This window comes from Pseudomonas sp. P5_109, from assembly GCF_034009455.1.
Lineage (GTDB): Bacteria > Pseudomonadota > Gammaproteobacteria > Pseudomonadales > Pseudomonadaceae > Aquipseudomonas.
In genome coordinates this window covers 4,656,161-4,678,782 of record NZ_CP125380.1, presented here as the reverse complement: position 1 = coordinate 4,678,782, position 22,622 = coordinate 4,656,161, and the positions used below count along the sequence as shown (strand labels likewise).

At 60.9% G+C, this 22,622-nt stretch carries 16 protein-coding genes; 6 read left to right on the top strand and 10 right to left on the bottom strand.

The window, feature by feature from the left end:
• Positions 1–253 precede the first annotated feature (253 nt).
• The gene (locus tag QMK54_RS20875) at positions 254–595 is read right to left on the bottom strand and encodes a DUF6124 family protein (RefSeq protein WP_110661211.1); all 342 of its coding nucleotides are present in this window, start codon (positions 593–595) and stop codon (positions 254–256) included.
• A gap of 129 nt (positions 596–724) precedes the next feature.
• On the opposite strand from QMK54_RS20875, the gene QMK54_RS20870 reads away from it, so the two are divergent.
• Entirely contained in the window at positions 725–1,372 is a 648-nt protein-coding gene (locus tag QMK54_RS20870) for a LexA family protein (protein WP_223589097.1), read from the top strand.
• Between the two features lie 39 nt (positions 1,373–1,411).
• Here QMK54_RS20870 and QMK54_RS20865 read toward each other — a convergent pair whose 3' ends face one another.
• The 4 genes from QMK54_RS20865 to QMK54_RS20850 all read right to left on the bottom strand — a co-directional run bounded on the left by QMK54_RS20865 (position 1,412) and on the right by QMK54_RS20850 (position 7,081).
• A complete protein-coding gene (locus QMK54_RS20865) occupies positions 1,412–3,367 on the bottom strand; it encodes an acetyl/propionyl/methylcrotonyl-CoA carboxylase subunit alpha (protein ID WP_320401262.1) in 1,956 nt (651 codons plus the stop codon).
• Positions 3,367–4,179, bottom strand: a complete 813-nt coding sequence (locus tag QMK54_RS20860) for a gamma-carboxygeranoyl-CoA hydratase (RefSeq protein WP_320401261.1) — start codon at positions 4,177–4,179, stop codon at positions 3,367–3,369. Before QMK54_RS20860 ends, QMK54_RS20865 begins: the two co-directional genes overlap by 1 nt.
• A 118-nt stretch (positions 4,180–4,297) precedes the next feature.
• Positions 4,298–5,905, bottom strand: a complete 1,608-nt coding sequence (locus tag QMK54_RS20855; RefSeq protein WP_056724065.1) for a carboxyl transferase domain-containing protein — start codon at positions 5,903–5,905, stop codon at positions 4,298–4,300.
• Positions 5,906–5,917: 12 nt separating this feature from the next.
• Positions 5,918–7,081 (bottom strand): isovaleryl-CoA dehydrogenase, encoded by a 1,164-nt coding sequence (locus tag QMK54_RS20850; RefSeq protein ID WP_007946948.1) that lies wholly within the window; start codon positions 7,079–7,081, stop codon positions 5,918–5,920.
• Between the two features lie 341 nt (positions 7,082–7,422).
• Between QMK54_RS20850 and QMK54_RS20845 the strand changes: the two genes are divergently transcribed.
• A complete protein-coding gene (locus tag QMK54_RS20845; RefSeq protein WP_110660234.1) occupies positions 7,423–9,120 on the top strand; it encodes an AMP-binding protein in 1,698 nt (565 codons plus the stop codon).
• A 692-nt stretch (positions 9,121–9,812) separates the two neighbouring features.
• On the opposite strand, the gene QMK54_RS20840 is transcribed toward QMK54_RS20845, so the two are convergent.
• From QMK54_RS20840 to QMK54_RS20830, 3 genes are all read right to left on the bottom strand, one after another.
• Positions 9,813–10,712 carry a hydroxymethylglutaryl-CoA lyase gene (locus QMK54_RS20840; RefSeq protein WP_110660233.1) on the bottom strand — a complete coding sequence of 300 codons (900 nt, stop codon included), beginning with the start codon at positions 10,710–10,712 and terminating at the stop codon, positions 9,813–9,815.
• Between the two features lie 55 nt (positions 10,713–10,767).
• Complete coding sequence (locus QMK54_RS20835; RefSeq protein ID WP_085725920.1) at positions 10,768–11,169, bottom strand: MerR family transcriptional regulator; 402 nt, start codon at positions 11,167–11,169, stop codon at positions 10,768–10,770.
• Positions 11,170–11,372: 203 nt separating this feature from the next.
• Entirely contained in the window at positions 11,373–12,302 is a 930-nt protein-coding gene (locus tag QMK54_RS20830) for a LysR family transcriptional regulator (RefSeq protein ID WP_110660231.1), read from the bottom strand.
• A 164-nt stretch (positions 12,303–12,466) separates the two neighbouring features.
• Here QMK54_RS20830 and QMK54_RS20825 point away from each other — a divergent pair, with 164 nt between their 5' ends.
• A complete protein-coding gene (locus QMK54_RS20825) occupies positions 12,467–13,696 on the top strand; it encodes an acyl-CoA dehydrogenase (RefSeq protein ID WP_110660230.1) in 1,230 nt (409 codons plus the stop codon).
• Between the two features lie 113 nt (positions 13,697–13,809).
• On the opposite strand, the gene QMK54_RS20820 is transcribed toward QMK54_RS20825, so the two are convergent.
• Both QMK54_RS20820 and xthA read right to left on the bottom strand, forming a co-directional pair.
• Entirely contained in the window at positions 13,810–15,150 is a 1,341-nt protein-coding gene (locus tag QMK54_RS20820; RefSeq protein ID WP_320401260.1) for a phosphate ABC transporter substrate-binding/OmpA family protein, read from the bottom strand.
• A 187-nt stretch (positions 15,151–15,337) separates the two neighbouring features.
• Positions 15,338–16,150, bottom strand: coding sequence for an exodeoxyribonuclease III (gene xthA, locus QMK54_RS20815; protein ID WP_223589109.1), 813 nt, complete (start codon positions 16,148–16,150; stop codon positions 15,338–15,340).
• Between the two features lie 310 nt (positions 16,151–16,460).
• Here xthA and QMK54_RS20810 point away from each other — a divergent pair, with 310 nt between their 5' ends.
• The 3 genes from QMK54_RS20810 (at position 16,461) to QMK54_RS20800 (ending at position 22,572) form a co-directional block, all read left to right on the top strand.
• On the top strand, positions 16,461–17,111 hold the full coding sequence (locus tag QMK54_RS20810; protein ID WP_110661253.1) for a GNAT family N-acetyltransferase: 651 nt from the start codon (positions 16,461–16,463) through the stop codon (positions 17,109–17,111).
• A gap of 65 nt (positions 17,112–17,176) precedes the next feature.
• Complete coding sequence (locus QMK54_RS20805) at positions 17,177–18,904, top strand: autotransporter assembly complex protein TamA (protein ID WP_110661252.1); 1,728 nt, start codon at positions 17,177–17,179, stop codon at positions 18,902–18,904.
• Positions 18,901–22,572: a translocation/assembly module TamB domain-containing protein gene (locus QMK54_RS20800; RefSeq protein ID WP_320401259.1), complete on the top strand. Its 3,672-nt coding sequence runs from the start codon at positions 18,901–18,903 to the stop codon at positions 22,570–22,572. The genes QMK54_RS20805 and QMK54_RS20800 overlap by 4 nt, the downstream gene beginning before the upstream one ends.
• Positions 22,573–22,622: the final 50 nt, after the last annotated feature.

Here is a 22,622-nt window from a genome sequence, read left to right as displayed (position 1 = left end):
ACCAAAGCGCCGTGCAATTGATGCCTTATGGCAAATGCGAAATGCGGCGGACAAAAAAAGACCCGGCAAAAAGCCGGGTCAAAAACCGTGATTAGCCTGATGAGGAGATAGTCCAGGAGACCGACCTAAGGTCACCTGGTCCATCGACTGATCTCGCGACCAGTTGATGCAATAATAATCATTCTCGTTTGCAAGTCAAACGTTTTTACCTGCGCGATAGGAAAATTCTTTCTTTCCCTCTCGATTTACCTTCTCAAGCGTTTTCATACTTCTCCAGTGATCGATCAACCATCGCCTTGGCCATGTCGATCATGTGCACCGTCGAAAACGCCAGGTCGCGGTTTGCGCCTTGCAGGTGACTGGCTGACTCGTACGCGGTGGCGGCGGCACAGCGCAACAGGTCCAAAGCATGGACCAGTGCCTCTTCGCCGCTGATATTGCGGTTAACATCAAAAAAACGCGGCTCGGCCAACTCCTCCGAAACAGCAGGTTTCAAGTAATAGTCCAGCGCGCGTTGTGCCGCCGCTGAGTCCAGGGAGGAGGTGAGGGTCGTATCGACTTGCATGTCCGGCAGGTCATTGGCGGGTGGGTTCATGGCGATGGCAAGCTCCGTGTTAGATTCAGATCCGTGAATCGATCCTAATACGAACTGTATTTGTGACCATAATTTAAATACTACAATTTGTGTTTTGATGGCCGGAGTCCCCCACGTATCGTGCCGCACATGGATAAATGGATTGAATTGGTCAAGGCCAAGATGAGTGAGCTCAAGATCACTCAAGAGATACTCGCCGAGCGCCTCGGGATGTCCCAGGGCGGCATTGGCCACTGGCTCAACAAACGTCGTGAACCCGGCATCGAAGACATGAACCGTGTACTGCGGGCGCTGGGTCTTGAGTTTCTCGAAGTGGCGCTGGTGATCCGCGAGCCGCAGGCATCAGTGGACGACGAAATCTCTCTGACACAGAAGTACAACCCGTACTTCCGCTACCCGATCAGTGACTGGCGCGAACCTGCCGAAGTGCGCGACGGCGAGGTTGCGGTATACGCAAAAGAGCGCTCTGAAGTGTCCGACTACCACGCCCGGGGCCAGGCATTCTGGTTGAGGGTGGTGGGCGATGCGATGACCGCACCCAATGGCATCAGCATCCCGGAAGGCATGTTGATCCTGGTGGACCCGGCGGTGGACGCGGTGCCTGGCAAACTGGTCATTGCCCAGTGGCCGGACAGCGCCGAAGCGACTTTTCGCAAGTTGATCGAAGAGGGCGGGCAGCGTTATCTGGTCCCGCTCAATCCGACGTATCCGAAAGCCTTGTACGCCGAAGAATGTCGAATCATCGGCGTAGTGGTTCAGGCAACAGCCAGGTTCTGATCAGATCGGTCCTCGCGATGCGTAGGACCGATCTTCACTTCACGCTTCTTCCAGTTCGACCAGCGCACTGCCTTCGCTGACCATCTCGCCTTCCTGGCAGTACAGCGCCTTGATCACCCCGGCATGGGGCGCGCGAATGCTGTGCTCCATCTTCATCGCTTCCAGTACCACCAATTGCGCCCCGGCCTCGACGGCTTGCCCGGCCTCCACCAAGACGCGCACGATGCTGCCGTTCATCGGTGCGGTGAGCCCGCCCTGATGGCTGTGGCTGGCCTCGACGGCGCTGATCGGGTCGTAGGACTCGATACGGCGCAATTCGCCATCCCACTGCAGATACACATGTTCGCCACGGCGTATGGCCCGGTGTTGACGGCGCACACCGTCGTGTTCGGTCAGCAGGTGCTCGCCCTTGAGCCGTGCGCTGTGGGCATCGATGTCGCCCAGCGTCAGCGCACGGTCCTGGCCTTCACAACTCAAGTGAAGGGTGATTTCTCTCGGCAAACCTGCACGCAGCCCGTTCGGTGCCGCCCACGGCGAACTCGGGTCATCGGTGCGGATTGCATGGGGCTGGCTTTGGGTAAACGCCTGGGCGGCGGCTTGCCAGAAATCATCGCTGAGTTCCGCTGGCGCCGGCAGCAACTGCTCCTGATAGCGCGGAATGAAGCCGGTATCGAGTTCGGCAGCGGCGAACGCCGGATGACCGATAATGCGCCGCAGGAAATTGATGTTGGTCTTCAGCCCGCCGATGGCGAATTCGTCGAGCATGCTCAGCAGGCGCAAGCGCGCCTGTTCACGGTCCACGCCCCAGGCAATCAACTTGCCGAGCATCGGGTCGTAGAATGGCGAAATCTCATCGCCTTCTTCAACGCCGCTGTCCACTCGACGCCCCGATCCCTGGGCGGATTCGCGATACAGTTCCAGACGACCGGTCGCCGGCAGGAAATCATTGCCCGGGTCTTCGGCATATAGCCGCACTTCGATCGCATGCCCTACCAGCGGCACCTGATCCTGGGTCATCGGCAAGGCTTCGCCGCGTGCCACGCGAATCTGCCAGGCCACCAGGTCGAGGCCGGTGATGGCTTCGGTGACCGGGTGTTCCACTTGCAGGCGGGTGTTCATCTCCATGAAGAAGAACTCGCCGCGCGCATCCAGCAAAAACTCCACGGTGCCGGCACCGACATAGCCAATGGCCTGGGCCGAGCGCACGGCGGCTTCGCCCATGGCGCGCCGCAGTTCCGGGCTCAGGCCCGGCGCCGGGGCTTCTTCGACGACTTTCTGGTGGCGGCGCTGAATCGAGCAGTCACGTTCGTTGAGGTACAGGCAGTTGCCGTGCTGGTCGGCGAACACCTGGATTTCCACGTGACGTGGCTTGAGCAGGTACTTCTCCACCAGCATCCGCGAATCGCCGAACGACGACTGCGCCTCGCGCTGTGCCGAGGCCAGGGCTTCGGCCAGTTGGCTGACGTCCTCGACCACTTTCATGCCTTTGCCGCCGCCACCGGCCGTGGCTTTGAGCAGTACCGGGTAGCCGATGCGTTCGCAGGCGGCGCGGAAGGTTTCCAGGTCCTGGGCTTCGCCGTGATAACCGGGCACCAACGGCACGCCGGCGGTTTCCATCAAGGCCTTGGCGGCAGACTTGCTGCCCATGGCGTCGATGGCCGAGGCGGGCGGGCCGAGGAAAATCAGGCCGGCGTTTTCGATGGCGCGGGCGAACCCGGCGTTCTCGGACAGAAAGCCATAACCTGGATGGATCGCCTGGGCACCGCTGGCCTTGGCGGCGGCGATCAGTTTGTCGATCTGCAGATAGCTGTCGGCGGCTTTGCTGCCGCCCAGGTCAACACGAATGTCGGCTTCACGGCTGTGCCGGGCGTCACGGTCGGTGGCGCTGTGCACGGCCACGGTAGTCAGGCCCAGCGCCTTGGCGGTACGCATGACCCGGCAAGCGATTTCGCCACGGTTGGCCACCAGCAGGGTGGTGAGGACAGGTGCGCTCATCAACGGGGCTCCTTGGTGGTTTGTGCTTGCCAGCTTGCTGGACGTTTTTGCAGGAAGGCACGCAAGCCTTCCTGGCCTTCAGGGCTGACGCGGATGCGGGCGATGGCGTTTTCGGTGTAGCGGCGCAGTGCCGGGTTCAGCGAGCCATCGCCGACTTCACGCAGCAAGTCCTTGCTGGCGCGCATGGCGGCGGGGCTGTTGAGCAACAGATTGTCGATCCATTGCTCGATTTTTTGCTCCAGCTCGGCAATCGGGTAACTCTCCGACAACAGACCCAGCTCCCGTGCCCGCTGCCCGCCAAAGCGCTCAGCGGTCAGGGCATAACGACGGGTGGCGCGCTCGCCAATGGCTTGCACCACGAACGGGCTGATCACCGCCGGCGCCAGGCCGATGCGCACTTCCGACAGGCAGAACTGCGCGTCATCGGCACCGATGGCCATGTCGCAGCAACTGATCAGGCCCAGCGCACCGCCAAAGGCCGCGCCTTGCACCACGGCCAGGGTCGGGACTTTGAGCTTGGCCAGGTTGTACATCAACTCCGCCAGTTCCCGGGCGTCATCGAGGTTGGTGGCGTAATCGAGTTCGGCCGATTGCTGCATCCAGGCCAGGTCGGCGCCGGCGCTGAAATGTTTGCCACGGCCGCGCACGATCAGAAATCGCAGGCTGGCATCGCTCGCGACTTTGTCGAGGGCAAGGATCAGCTCGCGGATCATTTCGGCATTGAAGGCGTTGTTCTTTTCTTCACGGCTGAGCCACAGCGTGGCAAAACTGCGGGGGTCGGTCAGCAGTTCGAGGGTGTTGAAGTCGCTCATATTCGTCCGTCTCCACGGTCCTTGTGGGAGCGGGCTTGCTCGCGAAAGGGTTTTACGATTGCTACGCAATCGAACGGGAGCCAGCTCCCTCGCCACACAAGCCCGCACCCACAGAAAATCACATCCGGAACACGCCGAAGCGGCTCGGTTCGATTGGCGCGTTCAACGACGCGGACAAGGCCAGGGCCAATACGTCGCGGGTCTGGGCCGGGTCGATGACACCGTCGTCCCACAGACGCGCGCTGGAATAGTAGGGGTGACCCTGTTCTTCGTACTGGTCGAGGATCGGTTGCTTGATCTCGGCTTCCTGCTCGGCGCTGAAACCCTGGCCGCTGCGCTCGGCCTGTTCGCGCTTGACCTGCACCAGCACGCCGGCCGCCTGTTCGGCACCCATCACGCCGATGCGTGCGTTCGGCCACATCCACAGGAAGCGCGGATCGTAGGCGCGGCCACACATGCCGTAGTTGCCGGCGCCGAAGCTGCCGCCGATGATCACGGTGAACTTCGGCACCTTGGCGCAAGCTACCGCCGTCACCAGTTTCGCACCGTGCTTGGCGATGCCGCCGGCTTCGTATTTCTGGCCGACCATGAAGCCGGTGATGTTCTGCAGGAACAGCAGCGGGATACCGCGCTGGCACGCCAGCTCGATGAAGTGCGCGCCTTTCTGCGCCGCTTCGGCAAACAGGATGCCGTTGTTGGCGAGGATCGCGATCGGGTAACCGTGCAGGTAGGCGAAACCGCAGACCAGCGTGGTCCCGAACAGCGCCTTGAACTCGTCGAACACCGAACCATCCACCAGACGCGCAATCACTTCGCGTACGTCAAACGGTTGCTTGGCGTCGGCCGGGACCACGCCGTACAACTCATCGCTGCTGTAGAGCGGGGCGATCGGCGTGCGTTGCTGAACCTCACCTTGCTTGCGCCAGTTGAGGTTGGCGACACTGCGACGCGCCAGCGCCAGGGCGTGCTCATCGCTCTCGGCGTAATGGTCGGCCACCCCGGAAATCTTGCAGTGAACATCGGCCCCGCCAAGGTCTTCGGCACTGACCACCTCACCGGTCGCGGCTTTCACCAGCGGCGGGCCGGCGAGAAAGATCGTCGCCTGTTCGCGGACCATGATCGCTTCGTCGGCCATCGCCGGTACATAGGCGCCGCCAGCGGTGCAGGAACCCATGACCACGGCAATCTGCGGGATGCCCATGGCGCTCATGTTGGCCTGGTTGAAGAAGATCCGCCCGAAGTGCTCGCGGTCCGGAAACACCTCATCCTGGCGCGGCAGGTTGGCGCCGCCAGAGTCCACCAGATAGATGCACGGCAGGCGATTCTGCTGGGCGATGGTCTGGGCGCGCAGGTGCTTTTTCACGGTCAGTGGATAGTACGAGCCACCTTTTACCGTGGCGTCGTTGGCGACGATCATGCACTCGACGCCCTCCACCCGGCCGATCCCGGCAATCACGCCAGCGGCGGGGACGTCTTCGCCATAGACCTCGTAAGCCGCCAGTTGGCTGATCTCCAGAAACGGCGAACCCGGATCGAGCAAGCGGTTGATGCGCTCGCGAGGCAGCAGTTTGCCTCGCGAGGTGTGGCGTTCCTGGGCTTTCGGGCCGCCACCTTGCGCCACTTGGGCGAGCAGGGTGTGCAACGCGTCGACCTGCTTGAGCATCGCCGCGCTATTGGTGGCGAACTCCGCTGAACGGGGGTTGAGCTGGGTGTGCAGGGTAGCCATGGACAGCTCCGTTTAGCGGGTTTCGTTGAACAGTTCACGACCGATCAGCATGCGACGGATCTCACTGGTGCCGGCGCCGATTTCGTACAGCTTGGCGTCACGCAGCAGACGACCGGCCGGGAATTCGTTGATGTAGCCGTTGCCGCCGAGAATCTGGATCGCGTCGAGGGCCATTTGCGTGGCGCGTTCGGCGCTGTAGAGGATCACGCCGGCGGCGTCCTTGCGCGTGGTTTCGCCACGCTCGCAGGCCTGGGCCACCGCATACAGGTAAGCGCGGCTGGCGTTGAGCTGGGTGTACATGTCGGCGACCTTGCCCTGGATCAGCTGGAATTCACCGATGCTCTGGCCGAACTGTTTGCGGTCGTGGATGTACGGCACGATCAGGTCCATGCACGCCTGCATGATCCCGGTCGGGCCACCGGAAAGGACGACACGCTCGTAGTCGAGGCCGCTCATCAGCACTTTCACGCCGCCGTTGAGTACGCCGAGGATGTTTTCTTCCGGCACTTCGACGTCATCGAAAAACAGTTCGCAGGTGTTCGAACCGCGCATGCCGAGCTTGTCGAACTTATTGCTGCGGCTGAAGCCTTTCCAGTCGCGCTCGACGATGAAGGCGGTGATGCCGTGGGGGCCCTTTTCCAGGTCGGTCTTGGCGTAGATCACGTAGGTGTTGGCGTCCGGACCGTTGGTGATCCAGGTCTTGCTGCCGTTGAGCACGTACTTGTCGCCGCGTTTGTCGGCGCGCAGTTTCATCGAGACCACGTCGGAACCGGCGTTCGGTTCGCTCATGGCCAGGGCGCCGATGTGCTCGCCGCTGATCAGTTTCGGCAGGTATTTGGATTTCTGCTCGTGGTTGCCGTTGCGATTGATCTGGTTGACGCACAGGTTGGAGTGCGCGCCGTAGGACAGCGCCACCGAGGCCGAGCCGCGGCTGATTTCTTCCATTGCGACGACGTGAGCCAGGTAACCCAGGCCAGCGCCGCCGTACTCTTCCGGCACGGTGATGCCCAGCAGGCCCATGTCGCCGAATTTGCGCCACAGGTCGGCGGGGAACAGGTTGTCGATGTCGATCTGAGCGGCGCGCGGGGCGATCTCCTTGGCGACGAAGGACTGAACCTGATCGCGCAGCATGTCGATGGTTTCACCGAGGGCAAAATTCAGGGATGGGTAGCTCATGGGTCACCTTTTGGCTTTTTTGTCGGTTGGTGAGACTGTCAATGGGCTCTCACCTTTACGTTAACGTAAGCCTGTGACGAATGGCTGTCAATCACCCTTTACGTTAACGTCAACTTGAGCGAGAGTAGAGACAGTTCAAGATAGAACAGCGGACCCATCCTGTGGTGATGGCCTGTGGCGAGGGGGCTTGCCCCCGTTTGAGTGCGCAGCACTCACAAGATCTTCGATACATCGGAAATTTTGGGGCTGCTTCGCAACCCAGCGGGGGCAAGCCCCCTCGCCACAGGTCGCTCCCACAAGAGACCGCCGGTAGCCCATAAATAAAGACAATAGGGGTCGTCATGGATCAACCCAGTGCAAGCCCGCAACGCAGTTATACCCGTGGTTCCCAGGACAAAGCCTTGCTGGCGATGACCATTGGCCAGGCGTTCGACAACACTGTCGCGCAGTATCCGACCGGAGAAGCGCTGGTCGTGCGCCACCAACAGCTGCGCTACACCTGGCGGCAATTGGCGCAGGTTGCGGACCTGCACGCCAGGGCACTGCTGGCGCTGGGACTGCAAGCAGGAGACCGCCTGGGCATCTGGGCACCGAATTGCGCCCAATGGTGTATCACTCAGATTGCCACGGCGAAAATCGGCGTGATCCTGGTCAACATAAACCCGGCCTACCGCAGTTCCGAACTCGAATACGTATTAAAGCAATCCGGTTGCCAGTGGCTGGTCTGCGCCGGGGCCTTCAAGACCTCCAACTATCACGCCATGCTGCAAGGCCTGGTACCGGAACTGGCCGAGCAGTCCATCGGCAAATTGCAGAGTGAACGCCTACCGGATTTACGCGGGGTGATCAGTCTGGACACGCAGCCGCCCAGTGGTTTCCTGCCGTGGTCTCAATTGACCGATCTGGCGGGCAGCGTGTCGGCCGAACAACTGCGCGAGCGCCAGGACAGCCTGCATTTCGACCAGGCGGTGAACATTCAGTACACCTCGGGCACCACCGGTTTCCCCAAGGGTGCAACCCTCAGTCACTACAACATTCTCAACAACGGCTACATGGTCGGCGAAAGCCTGGGCCTGACGGCAGCCGATCGCCTGGTGATCCCGGTGCCGCTGTACCACTGCTTCGGCATGGTCATGGGCAACCTCGGCTGCATCACCCATGGCAGCACCATGATTTACCCCAACGATGCATTCGATCCGCTGCTGACCCTGAGCACTGTCGCCGAAGAAAAAGCCACGGCGCTGTACGGCGTGCCGACCATGTTCATCGCCATGCTCGATCAGCCGCAACGCGCGCAATTCGACCTGTCGAGCCTGCGCACCGGGATCATGGCGGGCGCGACCTGTCCTATCGAGGTGATGCGCCGGGTTATCAGCGAAATGCACATGAGCGAAGTGCAGATTGCCTACGGCATGACGGAAACCAGCCCGGTATCGTTGCAGACCGGTCCGTCGGACGACCTGGAACTGCGCGTGACCACCGTCGGCCGTACCCAGCCACAACTTGAAAGCAAGATCATCGACGAAGCGGGCAACCTGGTGCCGCGTGGCACCATCGGTGAGCTGTGCACTCGCGGTTACAGCGTAATGCTGGGTTACTGGAACAATCCCGAAGGCACGGCAGAAGCCATCGACCAGGCAGGGTGGATGCACACCGGTGACCTGGCGAGCATGAACGACGAGGGTTATGTATGTATTGCCGGGCGCAACAAAGACATGATCATTCGCGGCGGTGAGAACGTTTATCCACGGGAGCTGGAAGAGTTTTTCTTTACTCATCCGGCCGTTGCCGACGTGCAGGTGATCGGCATTCCATGCTCGCGCTACGGCGAAGAGATCGTCGCCTGGATCAAGTTCCACCCCGGCCACAGCGCCACCGAGCAAGAGCTGCAAGCCTGGTGCAAGGAGCGCATCGCGCACTTCAAGACGCCGCGTTACTTCAAGTTCGTGGAAGAGTTCCCGATGACGGTAACGGGCAAGATCCAGAAATTCCGCATGCGCGAGATCAGTATCGAGGAGTTGCGCATCAACAAGGCCTGACTCGTTCCCCTGTAGGAGCGAGCTTGCTCGCGAAGAACGTCAACGATAACGCGTGCAGCCTGGATAAACGCGGTGCTCTTGAGTTCTTCGCGAGCAAGCTCGCTCCTACACGGGGCGGTGGAAATCTCAAATGCCAGACAGCACAAAGGGGAGCCGAAGCTCCCCTTTAATTTGTCGTTGCGCGTGCTCTTTTTTTATTATTGAGGGTCGGTCTGTTGTTGTTTTTGGCAACCGTTGCCCTTTACCGCTGTTTTTGGCGATCCCCATTCGGGATCAAGAGCAAACGTATTTTTTTGAGCGCTGATCTACTTTCTCGCTGAGCGATCCAACCAGTTCGGGAGCTACCTGAAGGTAGTTTTATTATTCTCTGCCCGGTTGCGGGTAACTCCGAAAAGCACCCTGAAAAGCACATCTTCTCCAAAAAAATCTGTTAGCTGCGTCTCTGCCGTGTTGTTTTTGTTATGTCAGAGTCGTTACGTCTTGTTTTTATTAGGGTTGCCGCAATTTTTTTATTCTTGTTATGCGATAGATATAGCAGGAGCCGTGCCAACTTTTTAAAAGTCTTTAAAATCAATGGTTTGCGAATTTGTAGGGTTTTACGCCTCAGGCTAAACCCTACATTTTGTTTCCGTGTTACTCGCTTACGCCCACGTTTGAGTCCGTGCGGTAACACCCGGACACACTCTGCGCACTCACTGTGCGCTGCGGGCCCTGGCCACGCGGGAACCGGTAGGGCGACCCAATACTGTGCAGATCTGCTGGCCGGCGAGCATCAAGGCGTCGAGGTCGATTCCGGTGTCGATGCCCAGGCCATTGAGCAGGTAAACCACGTCTTCGGTCGCGACGTTACCGCTGGCACCCTTGGCATAGGGGCAGCCGCCGAGACCGGCGATGGAGCTGTCGAACACCGAGATGCCTTCCAGCAGGCTGGCGTAGATGTTGGCCACGGCCTGACCGTAGGTGTCGTGGAAGTGCCCGGCGAGTTTTTCCCGGGGTACATCCTTCGATACCACTTCAAACATCTTGCGGGTTGCGCCAGCGGTGCCGGTGCCGATGGTGTCCCCCAGCGAGACCTCGTAGCAGCCCATGGCGTACAGCTCGCGGGCGACCAGGGCGACCTGCTCCGGGGCGACGTTACCTTCATAGGGACAGCCCAGCACACAAGACACATACCCGCGCACGGTAATCCCGTGTTGTTTCGCGGCGTCCATGATCGGCGCGAAACGCTCCAGGCTTTCGCTGATCGAGCAGTTGATATTGCGCTGGGAAAACGCCTCGGACGCCGCGGCGAACACGGCGACTTCCTTGACTCCGGCGGCGAGGGCATCTTCAAAGCCGCGTAGATTGGGTGCGAGTGCGCCGTAGACCACACCCGGTTTGCGCTGGATCTGCGCAAAGACCTCGGCGGAACCGGCCATCTGCGGCACCCACTTGGGCGAAACGAAACTGCCGACTTCTATATAGCCGAGCCCGGCTGCAGTCAGCGCATCGACCAGTTGCACCTTGTCGGTAACACTGATGGGCTGGGCTTCGTTTTGCAGGCCGTCGCGTGGGCCGACTTCGACAATGCGTACGTGGGTGGGGAGAGGCATAAGGTTCACCTGAAGTAATGGGTGAGTGGTGATCTACTGTGGGAATTGTGGCGGGTTACTGAATCGATTCCTGGCTTTTGAGCGTCTGCTCCAGCGCCTGCACGCAGCGCTCTTCGGCAGTATCGAGCTCCAGTTTCATCTGTTCGATGTCGAGCATTTGCTGTTCAAGCTGCTCCCGGCGCTCGCTGATTTTCGCCAGCATGCTGTGCAGCTGTTTGGTGTTACCGCTGGACGGGTCGTAAAGCTCGATCAGCTCGCGGCATTCAGCCAGGGAGAAACCGATGCGCTTGCCCCGCAGGATCAGCTTCAGGCTGACCTTGTCGCGGGGTGAGTAGATGCGTTCCTGGCCACGGCGCTCAGGGCTGAGCAGGCCTTGCTCTTCATAAAAGCGAATGGCCCGGGTGGTGATGTCGAGCTCGCGGGCGAGGTCGGAAATGCTGTAGGTCTGGCTGCTCATGGGCGCGCTCGCAAAAGGTCATGGCGCTAAGCTAATGGCAGGTTGACGTTTACGTCAAGGGGCGTGAGATTTCAGTGTTCTTGTGGGCCTCTTCGCGAGCAAGCCCGCTCCCACAGGGGATCTGTGTCGAACACAAGTATTGTGTCCACTGAAGATCCAATGTGGGAGCGGGCTTGCTCGCGAAGCCACCTCGGTATCAAGTACTACACCTTCTCGAGCTTTTTCTCCTGCGCCGTCACCTGCTGGCACAACTCGATCATCTGTTCGCGCATCCAGCGGTTCGCCGGGTCCTGGTCGGTGCTTTCGTGCCAGTAAAGGTGGGTTTCCACTGGCGGTACATCGTTGACCGGCAGATAAAAGGCGTGCAGGTCGTTACGGCGGGCGAAACGTTCCGGCACGGTCATGACCATGTCCGTCTGCTGCAGTACTTGCGAAGCCATCAGGTAATGCTGGGAGCGCAGGGCGATCTTGCGCTGGATGCCCATCTTGCCCAGCGCCAGGTCGACATAGCCGAGGCCGCTGCGGCGGCTGGAAATATGGATGTGGGTCAGGCCCAGGTAATCATCCAGTGTGAGTTTGTCCTTGCCCGCCAGCGGATGCCCCTTGCGCATGGCACACACGTAGCGGTCTTCCATCAACTTGACGTGGCGTACCTGCGGATCGGTGTTGAGCGGCGCGTCGACCGCGAAGTCGAGGCGGCCGGCCGCCAGCTCCTTGGTGGTTTCACGGCGTTTGGACAGGAAGCTTTCGATGATCACCGTCGGCGCCAGGCGGCGCAGGCGCTGGAACAGCGGCGGCAGGATCACCGCTTCGGTGAGGTCGGTCATGCTGATGCGATAGGTCTTGACCGCTTGCTGCGGGTTGAAAATGCGGCTCTCCTGCACCGACACGCGCAGCAGCGAGAGCGCGTTGCGCACCGGGCCGATGATGTTCTGCGCCATCGGCGTCGGCACCATGCCCTGGGCGGTGCGCACGAACAGCGGGTCGTTGAAAGTCTCGCGCAGACGCGCCAGCGCGTTCGACACCGCCGGTTGGGTGATGCCGACAATCTGCCCGGCACGGGTCAGGTTGGCTTCGGTATAGATCGCGTCGAAGACGATGAAAAGGTTGAGATCGACCTTGCTCAGATTCATTACGCGGCTCTCTTATTGTGTGGGCGGACTGACCGTGACGATCAGTCGATCATATATCGGTGATGAATGTTTATACACGCCGAGAATAGGCTAGGTAAATTATCAGCGCTGTTCTAGCATCGATACATGACCTAAACAACCTCCCCCAAGAAGGTATCTCGCTCATGGATTTCGCTTATTCGCCCAAGGTTCAGGAACTGCGTGAGCGCGTAACAGCGTTCATGGACACTTACGTTTATCCCGCCGAAGCCGTGTTCGAGCGCCAAGTCGCCGAAGGCGATCGCTGGCAGCCGACGGCGATCATGGAAGAACTCAAACTCAAGGCCAAGGCTGAAGGCCTGTGGAATTTGTTTCTGCCTGAGTCAGAGCTCGGTGCTGGCCTGACCAACCTCGAATACGCGCCGCTGGCGGAAATCATGGGCCGCTCGTTGCTGGGGCCAGAGCCGTTCAACTGCTCGGCGCCGGACACCGGCAACATGGAAGTGTTGGTGCGTTACGCCAACGAAGAGCAGAAACAACGCTGGCTCGAACCGCTGCTGCGCGGCGAGATTCGCTCGGCATTCGCCATGACCGAACCGGACGTTGCGTCCTCCGACGCCACCAACATGGCCGCCCGTGCGGTGCGCGATGGCGACGAGTGGGTGATCAACGGCAAGAAATGGTGGACATCGGGCGCTTGCGACCCGCGCTGCAAGATCCTGATCTTCATGGGCCTGAGCAATCCGGATGCGCCGCGCCATGCCCAACACTCGATGATTCTGGTGCCGGTGGATGCGCCCGGTGTGAAGATCGTGCGCCCACTGCCGGTGTTCGGCTACGACGATGCACCTCATGGGCATGCCGAAGTGCATTTCGAAAACGTGCGGGTGCCGTACGAAAACGTCCTGCTCGGTGAAGGGCGCGGCTTCGAAATCGCTCAAGGTCGCCTAGGCCCTGGCCGGATTCACCACTGCATGCGTTCGATCGGCATGGCCGAGCGTGCACTGGAACTGATGTGCAAACGCTCGGTAAGCCGTACCGCATTCGGCAAACCCCTGGCACGCCTGGGCGGTAACGTCGACAAGATTGCCGACTCGCGCATGGAAATCGACATGGCACGCCTGCTGACGTTGAAAGCGGCGTACATGATGGACACCGTTGGCAACAAAGTGGCGAAAAGCGAGATCGCGCAGATCAAGGTCGTCGCGCCAAACGTGGCATTGCGGGTGATCGACCGGGCGATCCAGATCCATGGCGGGGCAGGGGTTTCCAACGATTTCCCGCTGGCCTACATGTATGCGATGCAGCGCACCCTGCGCCTGGCCGACGGCCCGGACGAAGTGCACCGTGCGGCGATCGGCAAGTTCGAAATCGGCAAATATGTGCCGAAGGAGATGCTGCGTAGCGGGCACTAAGACCGCGGCGCCTGCCATTCGCGAGCAAGCCCCCCCCACAGGGACCGCACTGAACCTGTGGGAGCGGGCTTGCTCGCGAAGGCATCATCCCATTCAACACAACCACATCAGATTCAATACACCCATACCTCAACCCGCCGATTCTTGATCCTTCCCTCATCGGCGCTATTGGCCGCCACCGGCATTTCGGCACCGAATCCGCGGATCTCGCGAAACACCACGCCGCTCTTCACCAACTCCCGTCGCACCGCCATGGCCCGCAGTTTTGACAACAGATCGGCGCGCGCCGGGTCACTCTTGGCATCGCCAAACCCTACCAGCGTCACTTGCCCAGTCGTTTTGTCGTGCTGCCTTATATAGTCGAGCACTCGCGTCAGGTCTTGCCGCGCCTTGTTGTCCAGGTTGGCACTGCCTTCTTCGAAGCGAAAATTCACCGACAACCGCTGGGCATGACGACTCAGGGACTGGTATCCCTCGGGCATCAGCACATTCGGCGTGACGGCCATGGCCTGGACGGTTTGGGCAATAAAACCGTTGGCGGCAACAATGGCCTGACCCTTGGTGCTCTGGGCAAAAGCCACCAGGGCATTGGCCCAGGGATTTTTCCCGCTGGGCGGCAGGTAAAGGAACAACCGACGGGACAGCGGATAATCTTCCGTGGCAATCAGGCTGTTGAGCGGCAGCATGGCTTGTGATTGACCGTCGACAATGGCCACGGCTTTGGCCTGGCGCACATAGGGCAAACCGATGAAGCCGATGCCTTGCGGGTCAGTGCTGACCGCATCGGACAGTTGTTCGCTGGACTCGAAGCGCTTCGCCGCGCTGCCGAGGATTTTCCCACGGCCACTGAGGACCAGTTCCTTGAAGGTGTCGTAAGTCCCGGACTGGTCATCCCGCGCATACAAATGAATCGGCCCGCCGGGGCCACCGAGGTCTTCCCAGTTTTTCACCTCGCCACTGAAAATGCGCGCCAGTTGCACGGTGTCCAGTTGGTTCAGCGGATTGTCCGGGTGAAGGATGATCGCCAGGCCATCGATGGCAATGACCTGTTCGGCGCTCGGGCTTTTCAGGTCGCCGAGGGACTGCAGGCTGGCCAGTTCACTGTCCTTGATCGGCCGCGAGGAGGCGGCAAGGTCGGCGCTGCCCGCTTTCAACGCAGTGAAGCCGGTGCTGGAACCATGGGCTGCCACCTCCACCACGACCTGCCGACCCTGAACCGTTTCGCCGACAATGCGCAGTTCGTTGGCGGTGTCCGGGGTTTCCCGGTGGATCTTGCGCAGGCCTTGCTCGCTCAGCAGGCCCTCGACCAGCGCCGGCCCCAATGCCGCGCCGATGGTGTTGGAACCCTGGATGCGCAACACCGGGCCGTGTTCGGGTGTCGGCAAGTCGCCGGCCGAGGCCGTCTGCGGCAAGCCCGTGCACAGCATCAACAGGAACAACACGCGCAGCATCATGCCGGCACCTTGAATAGCCAAAGGAGGTGTCGGGAGATTAAGTCAGTAAGGTTTCGGAAAAATGACACTTTCCCATGTGGGAGCGGGCTTGCTCGCGAAAGCGGCGGGTCAGTCGACATTGATGTTGAATGATTAACCGTATTCGCGAGCAAGCCCGCTCCCACATGAGAGTTGTGTTCGACGGGGATCAGCTCAATTCAAGCCAGATCGGCGCATGGTCCGATGGTTTTTCCATGCCGCGAAGTTCGTAGTCCACTCCGGCAGCCTTCACCCGTGGCAGCAGGCCATGGGAGGCGAGGATCACATCGATACGCAGGCCGCGCTTGGGCTCGTCTTCGAAGCCACGGCTGCGGTAGTCGAACCAACTGAAGGTGTCGGCCACGTCCGGGTTCAGGTGACGGAAACTGTCGACCAGGCCCCAGTTCTTCAGGCGGGCCATCCACTCGCGCTCTTCCGGCAGGAAGCTGCATTTGCCAGTCTTCAGCCAGCGTTTCATGTTGTCCGGGCCGATGCCGATGTCGCAGTCTTCCGGGGAAATGTTCACATCGCCCATCACCACCAGTGGCTGGTCGTTCTTGAACTGGCTTTCCAGCAACTGCTGCAAATCACCGTAGAAGCGTTCCTTGGCCGGGAATTTGGTCGGGTGGTCGCGGCTTTCGCCCTGTGGGAAATAACCGTTCATGATGGTCACCGGTACGCCGTTGGCGTCGGCAAAGGTGCCCCAGATGAAGCGCCGCTGGGCGTCTTCTTCGTCGGTGACGAAACCTTTATGCAGGGCCAGCGGCTCCTGGCGAGAGAGCAGGGCGACGCCGTAGTGGCCTTTTTGCCCGTGGAAGTACACGTGGTAGCCCAGGGCCTGTACCTCGGCCAGCGGGAACTGATCATCGTGGACCTTGGTTTCCTGCAAGCCGATCACATCGGGCTGGTGCTTTTCGATCAGCGCCGCCAGCTGATGGGGACGGGCACGCAGCCCGTTGATGTTGAAGGAGACGATCTTCATGGTCGGCAGTCCTGGCAAAAGGGCGATGCTAGCTGACATGTGGGAATCGGGCCAGTGTGGGGTGAGGGGATTCGGCTGTGCCTGTCGGTTGTGTATGGGCAGTGATGGCCCTTTCGCGAGCAAGCCCGCTCCCACAAAAGCACAGGCCGGTTCATCACCTGTGGGAGCGGGCTTGCTCCGGGCGGCGTTCCGACGAAGGCGATTTCATTGCCTACACTGATTGCGGATCTGTATGGAACTGTGTCAGCGCCGATCAGCTCGTAACAACAAGAGCGCAGCCATCCGAGCTGTGCCGGGGAGATCAACCGTCATGCCCGAAACCTCGACCGTCATTGCCGATATTCACATGCTCGACAGCGGCTACGCCCGCGAAGCGCGTTCGCTGCTGTACCAGGCTTATCGACACGAACCGACCTTCGGCTATCTGTTCGAGGCCGAACGCCCCGGTTACGAACAGCGGGTCCGCGCCACCGTGCGCGAACTGGTGACCCAGCATTTTCTCCAGGACCTGCCGGCCATCGGCCTGCTGGTCAACGACCGCCTGATCGGCATCGCCCTGATCGCACCGCCGCAACGTCGTCTTGGCGTCACCGAAAGTTGGGCCTGGCGCCTGCGCATGGTGCTCAGTACGGGATTTCGCTGCACTCGCCGCTACCTCGAGTATCACGCTGCCGTGGAAGCCTGCGTACCGAACGACTCGGTGCACGTATTGCCGTTGCTGGGGGTTCATCCGCAGTTCCAGGGCAAGCATTTCGGCGAACAACTACTGCAAGCCGTGCACAACTGGTGCGCGGTGGATGAGAACTCACAGGGCGTGATCCTCGACACCGGGAATCCGCGTTATCTGGAGTTCTACAAGCGTCAGGGCTATGAGGAAATCGGTGAAGTCGCCGTAGGACCGATCCGTGAGCACGTGTTTTTTCACCCCAATCCCCAGGTGTTACACACTGCAACGGCCTAGGCGCCGAACTTTCCGGGCATGTCAGGCTCTATCACGCTCTCAAGCTCGTGATAGCATCCGCGCCTATGAAGTTTCCAGGAAGAATTACCAGCGGTGTGCTGATGCTGATGACCAGCTGCACGGCGCTGGCACAAAGTGAATTGGATGTACGGATCAAACCGTCCAATGATGAGCTGAAAGCCAATATAGAAGGCTACATCGGCAGCCTCGGCGATCGTGACGAGCAGGCGTTGCTGCGCTTCAGTCGTGGCGCCGAAGAGCAGGCGCGCAAGGCTGCCCAGGCCTTGGGTTATTACCAGCCGCACATCGACAGCGAAGTGAAGGGTGGCGACAAGCCGCGCCTGGTACTTTCGGTCGATCCCGGCGAGCCGGTGCATCTGCGCAATGTCACGGTGCGTGTCGACGGTCCGGCAGCCTCCCTCAAAGCCTTTCGGGTGCCCAAAAGCGATGCACTCAAGTCCGGTGCCGTGCTCAATCATGGGCATTACGAGGACGCCAAGCGCCTGATCCAGAACCAGGCTTCGCGCTATGGCTTTTTCAGCGGCCGTTTCACCCGTTCGAAACTGTCGGTCGACCCGCGGGCCGGCGTCGCCGATATCGAACTGATCTATGAAAGTGGCCCGCGCTATACCTTGGGCAAGGTCAGTTTCGAGGGTGATACGCCGTTCGATGACGAGTTGCTGCAACGCATGGTGCCCTTCAAGGCCGGTACGCCGTATGACTCGGAACTGATCGCCGAACTCAATCAGAACCTGCAGTCGAGCGGCTACTTCGAAGGCGTGCGCGTGGACGCGGCACCCACGGCATCCAAGGACGAAGCGATCCCGGTGGACGTCAAGCTCGAAACCCGCAAGCCACGGACCATGGGCCTGGGCCTGGGTTTCTCCACCGACGTCGGCCCGCGGGCCAAGGCCAACTGGACTCGGCACTGGGTCAATGCGCAAGGGCACAGTTACGGCTGGGAGGCCGAAGTCTCGGCGCCGCGGCAAAACGTCGGGCTGTTCTACGACATTCCGCTGGACCCGCCACTGACCGACAAACTGCGTTTTGCCGGCGGCTATCAGAATGAAGACATCGCCGGCACCGACACCCACAGCAAACTGTTGACCCTCGGCCCTGAGTGGCACAGCAAACTGCCCAGCGGTTGGCAACGGGTGGTATCGCTGAAGTGGCAACGCGAGGATTATCAACTGGGCGACGACTCGGGACTCAGTACCTTGCTGATGCCTGGCGTGAGCTATTCGTACCTCAAGAGCGATAACCGCATCGACCCGCATAACGGCTATCGGCTGCAATTCGAATCCAAAGTGGCCAAGGAAGGCCTCGGTTCCGACAGCAACTTGCTCTACGGCACGGCATTGGTCAAAGGCCTGACTACGGTGTTCGATAATCACCGTTTCCTCGGGCGGGTGCAGGTCGGCGGCAGTGCCACCAACGGTTTCAATTCGGTGCCGCCATCATTGCGCTTCTTCGCCGGTGGCGATCAGAGCGTGCGCGGTTACGACTATCAGAGCCTGTCCCCGGAAAACTCCGAGGGTGATCGCATCGGTGGCCGCTACATGGTGGCCGCCAGCGCGGAATATCAGTATTCCATCGCCGAAAAGTGGCGAATCGCGACCTTTGTCGATCAGGGCAACTCTTTCAACACACTCGAACTGCCGAACCTCAAGACCGGGGTCGGTATCGGCGTGCGCTGGGTCTCGCCGGTGGGGCCGATCCGCCTCGATCTGGCCCATGCGCTGGACGACGATGGCGGCATTCGGCTGCACTTTTCCATGGGGCCTGAGCTGTGAAGCGTGGTTTGAAAGTAACGCTGCTGGCGATAGCGGCGCTGTTGATGTTGGTTGTCCTGACGCTGGCCACGGTGGTGGGTACGGCGACGGGCAGCCGCTGGGCGTTGGGCTTCGTACCGGGTTTGACCCTGGACAACTTCCAGGGCCGGCTGGGCGGGCAGTGGAGCGCCGACCGGGTGTTATGGCAGCAGGCCGACAACCGGGTTGAATTGAGTCGGGTGATTTTCGCCTGGTCGCCGTTGTGCCTGACCCGCAGGACCTTGTGCATCGAACAGTTGCAGGCCGATCAGGTCAGCCTGACGTTCCCGCCGGGCGCCGAAGCACCCGACAGCGGTCCGATCACGCTGCCGGAACTGAAGTTGCCCCTGGCCATCGAACTGGGCGAGATCAAGGTCGGCAGCCTGCTGTTCAACGGCAGTGAAGAACTCAAGGGCTTGCAACTGGCGGCGCACTGGACCATGGCCGGTTTGAAGATCGATTCGGTGTCGCTACAGCGCGATGACCTGAGCCTGAACCTCTCCGGCCTGCTGCAACCAAGCGGTAACTGGCCGCTCAGCGCCGAAGGCAAACTGACCCTGTTGTCGACGCCTGAACCCCTGGCGCTGGCGTTGAAGATCGACGGCGACCTGCTGAAAACCCTGAACCTGAAAGCCGACAGCAGCGGTTACCTCAACGGGCAACTGAGCGGCGAACTGCAACCTCTGGTGGAGAATCTGCCGGCCAAGGTGCGGATCACCGCGGATGGCTTCAAGCCCAGTGCCGATCTGCCGGACACCCTGCAACTCAATCAGCTTGAACTCACGGGGGCGGGCGACCTGAAAAACGGCTATGCCCTTCAAGGCAAAGCTACGTTGCCTGCCGAGCAAGGCCCGGTCGCCCTGGCGCTGCAAGGCAAGGTCGACGCCAAGGGGGCGCAGATCGCCGCGCTGGACCTGACTGCCAGCGACAAACAAAGCCTCAAGCTCACAGGGTTTCTGGACTGGAGCAAGGGCCTGAGCGCCGAGGCGAAGATCGACTGGCTGGACTTCCCGTGGCACCGGCTATACCCGTTGATCGACGAACCGGAGGTAGCGCTGCGCCGCTTCAACGGAGAGGTGTCCTACACCGACGGCAAGTACCTCGGTCATTTCGACGCGGCGGCGGATGGTCCGGCGGGTGCCTTCACCCTGGCCAGCCCGTTCGCGGGCGACCTGACGAAGATTTACCTGCAACAGATTCAACTCCAGGCCGGGCAGGGCAAGGCCGAAGGGCACCTGAACCTGCAATTCGCCGACGGCATTGCCTGGGACACCGCACTGGACCTGTCGGCGATCAACCCGGCGTACTGGGTTGCGGAGCTGCCGGGCACCCTGGCCGGGCCGTTGCGCAGCCAGGGTGAGATGAAAAACGAAGTGCTCAGCCTCAATGCCGACCTGGACCTCAAGGGCAAACTGCGCGGTCAACCGGCGGTGATCCAGGCCAAGGCCGATGGCCGTGGCGAGCAATGGAACCTCAACGCCCTGCAAATTCGCCTGGGCGACAACAGCATCAGCGGCAAGGGCAGCCTGCAACAGAAGCTCGCCGGCCAGATCGATCTCAAGCTGCCGCGCCTGGCACAGCTATGGCCGGAGTTGCGCGGCCAGCTCAATGGCCGCGTGGATGTCGCCGGTACACTCAAGGCGCCCCAAGGCAAGCTTGACCTGCAAGGCTCGCAATTGGCTTTCCAGGACAATCGCCTGCAAAGCCTGAACCTGGACGCCACCCTGGATAGCGCGCAACGGGCGAAAATCGACCTCAAGGGCAGCGGCATCCAGGCCGGCGACACCTCGCTGGGAACACTGACCGCCAGCGGCCAGGGCGACATCAAGAAGCAGACGTTGAACCTCGACCTGCAAGGCCCGAAGCTGAAACTGGCGCTCGGTCTGGACGGTGCGCTGGACCAAGACAATTGGCGCGGACGCCTGGCCAGCGGTGATATCCAGGCTGGTGGCCAGGACTGGCGGCTACAAGGGCCGGCGAAACTCGAACGCCTGGCGGATGGCAAGATCAACTTTGGCGCCCATTGCTGGGCGTCCGGCCAGGCCAGCCTGTGCGGCGAAGACTCGCGCCTGATGCCCGAGCCCAAGCTGCGTTATCACCTCAAGCAATTCCCGATCGACAGCCTCGCGCAGTGGTTGCCGAAGGATTTCGCCTGGCAGGGTCGGCTCAATGCCGACCTGCAACTGGACCTGCCGGCCAGTGGTCCGAATGGCCAAATCAGCGTGGATGCCGGTGGCGGCACCTTGCGCATCAAGGAAAAGGACCAGTGGCTGGACTTCCCGTACCAGACCCTGAAACTCACCAGCAAACTCACGCCCAAGCGCATCGACACCGAGCTCAATTTCGTCGGTGGCAAACTCGGTGAACTGATGGTGCAGGCGCAGCTCAATCCGTTACCGAAGAACAAACCCGTAACAGGTTCATTTCGCTTGAGCGGGCTGGACCTGTCGGTGGCGCGGCCGTTTGTGCCGATGGTCGAGAAGCTGGCCGGGCGCCTGAATGGCAGCGGCACGATTTCCGGCGGGCTGTTGGCGCCACAGGTCAATGGCAGTCTGCAACTCAGTGACGGCGTGGTGGCCGGGCCTGAATTGCCGATGGAGCTGCAAAACCTGCACGTTCAGGCGCTGATCGCCGGTGAAAACGTGCAGCTCAACGGCGGCTGGAACAGCGGCAAGGCCGGGCAGGGCAGCTTGAACGGCAACATCGCCTGGGGCCAGGCGCTGGTGGTAGACCTGGCACTCAAGGGCTCGCAATTGCCGGTCACCGTCGAGCCTTACGCCAAGCTGGAAGTCGCACCGGACCTGAAAATCTCGATGAAGGGCGACGAACTGGCCATCGCCGGCAAAGTGCTGGTGCCCAAGGGCGACATCACCATTCGTGAATTGCCGCCGTCGACGGTCAAGGTCTCCGATGACACGGTGATCGTCGGTCAGCAGACCGAGGAGGGCAAGCCGCCGCTCGCGATGAAAATGGACATCGAAGTGGTGGTTGGCGAAGACAAGTTGAGCTTCGCAGGATTTGGCCTGACCGCGAATGTGCAGGGGCATGTGCACATTGGCGACAACATGGACACCCGTGGCGAACTGTGGCTCAACGATGGCCGCTATCGCGCCTACGGCCAGCGGCTTTCGGTGCGCCGGGCACGCTTGCTGTTTGCAGGTCCCATCGATCAGCCGTACCTGGACATCGAGGCCATTCGCAAGACCGACGACATCATCGCCGGCATTCGCCTCAGCGGCAGCGCCGAGCAGCCGACCACGCAGATCTTCTCGGAACCGGCCATGAGCCAGGAGCAGGCGCTGTCCTATCTGGTGCTCGGGCGTCCGCTGAGCAGCAATGGCGAAGACAACAACATGCTCGCCCAGGCGGCCCTCGGTCTGGGCTTGATGGGCAGTTCCGGGGTAACCAGCGGCATCGCCAAGAACCTGGGCATCCAGGACTTCCAGCTCGACACCCAGGGCAGTGGCGATGCCACCAGCGTGGTGGCCAGCGGCAATATTTCCGAGAAGCTCAGCCTGCGCTATGGCGTCGGCGTGTTCGAACCGGCCAACACCATTGCCTTGCGCTACAAGCTGAGCAAAAAGGTCTACCTCGAAGCCGCCGGTGGCGTGGCCAGTTCGCTGGACATCTTCTACAAGCGGGATTTCTAGGTCCCGTTCTCCCATCCGGGTGCGGTCCCTGTGGCGAGGGGGCTTGCCCC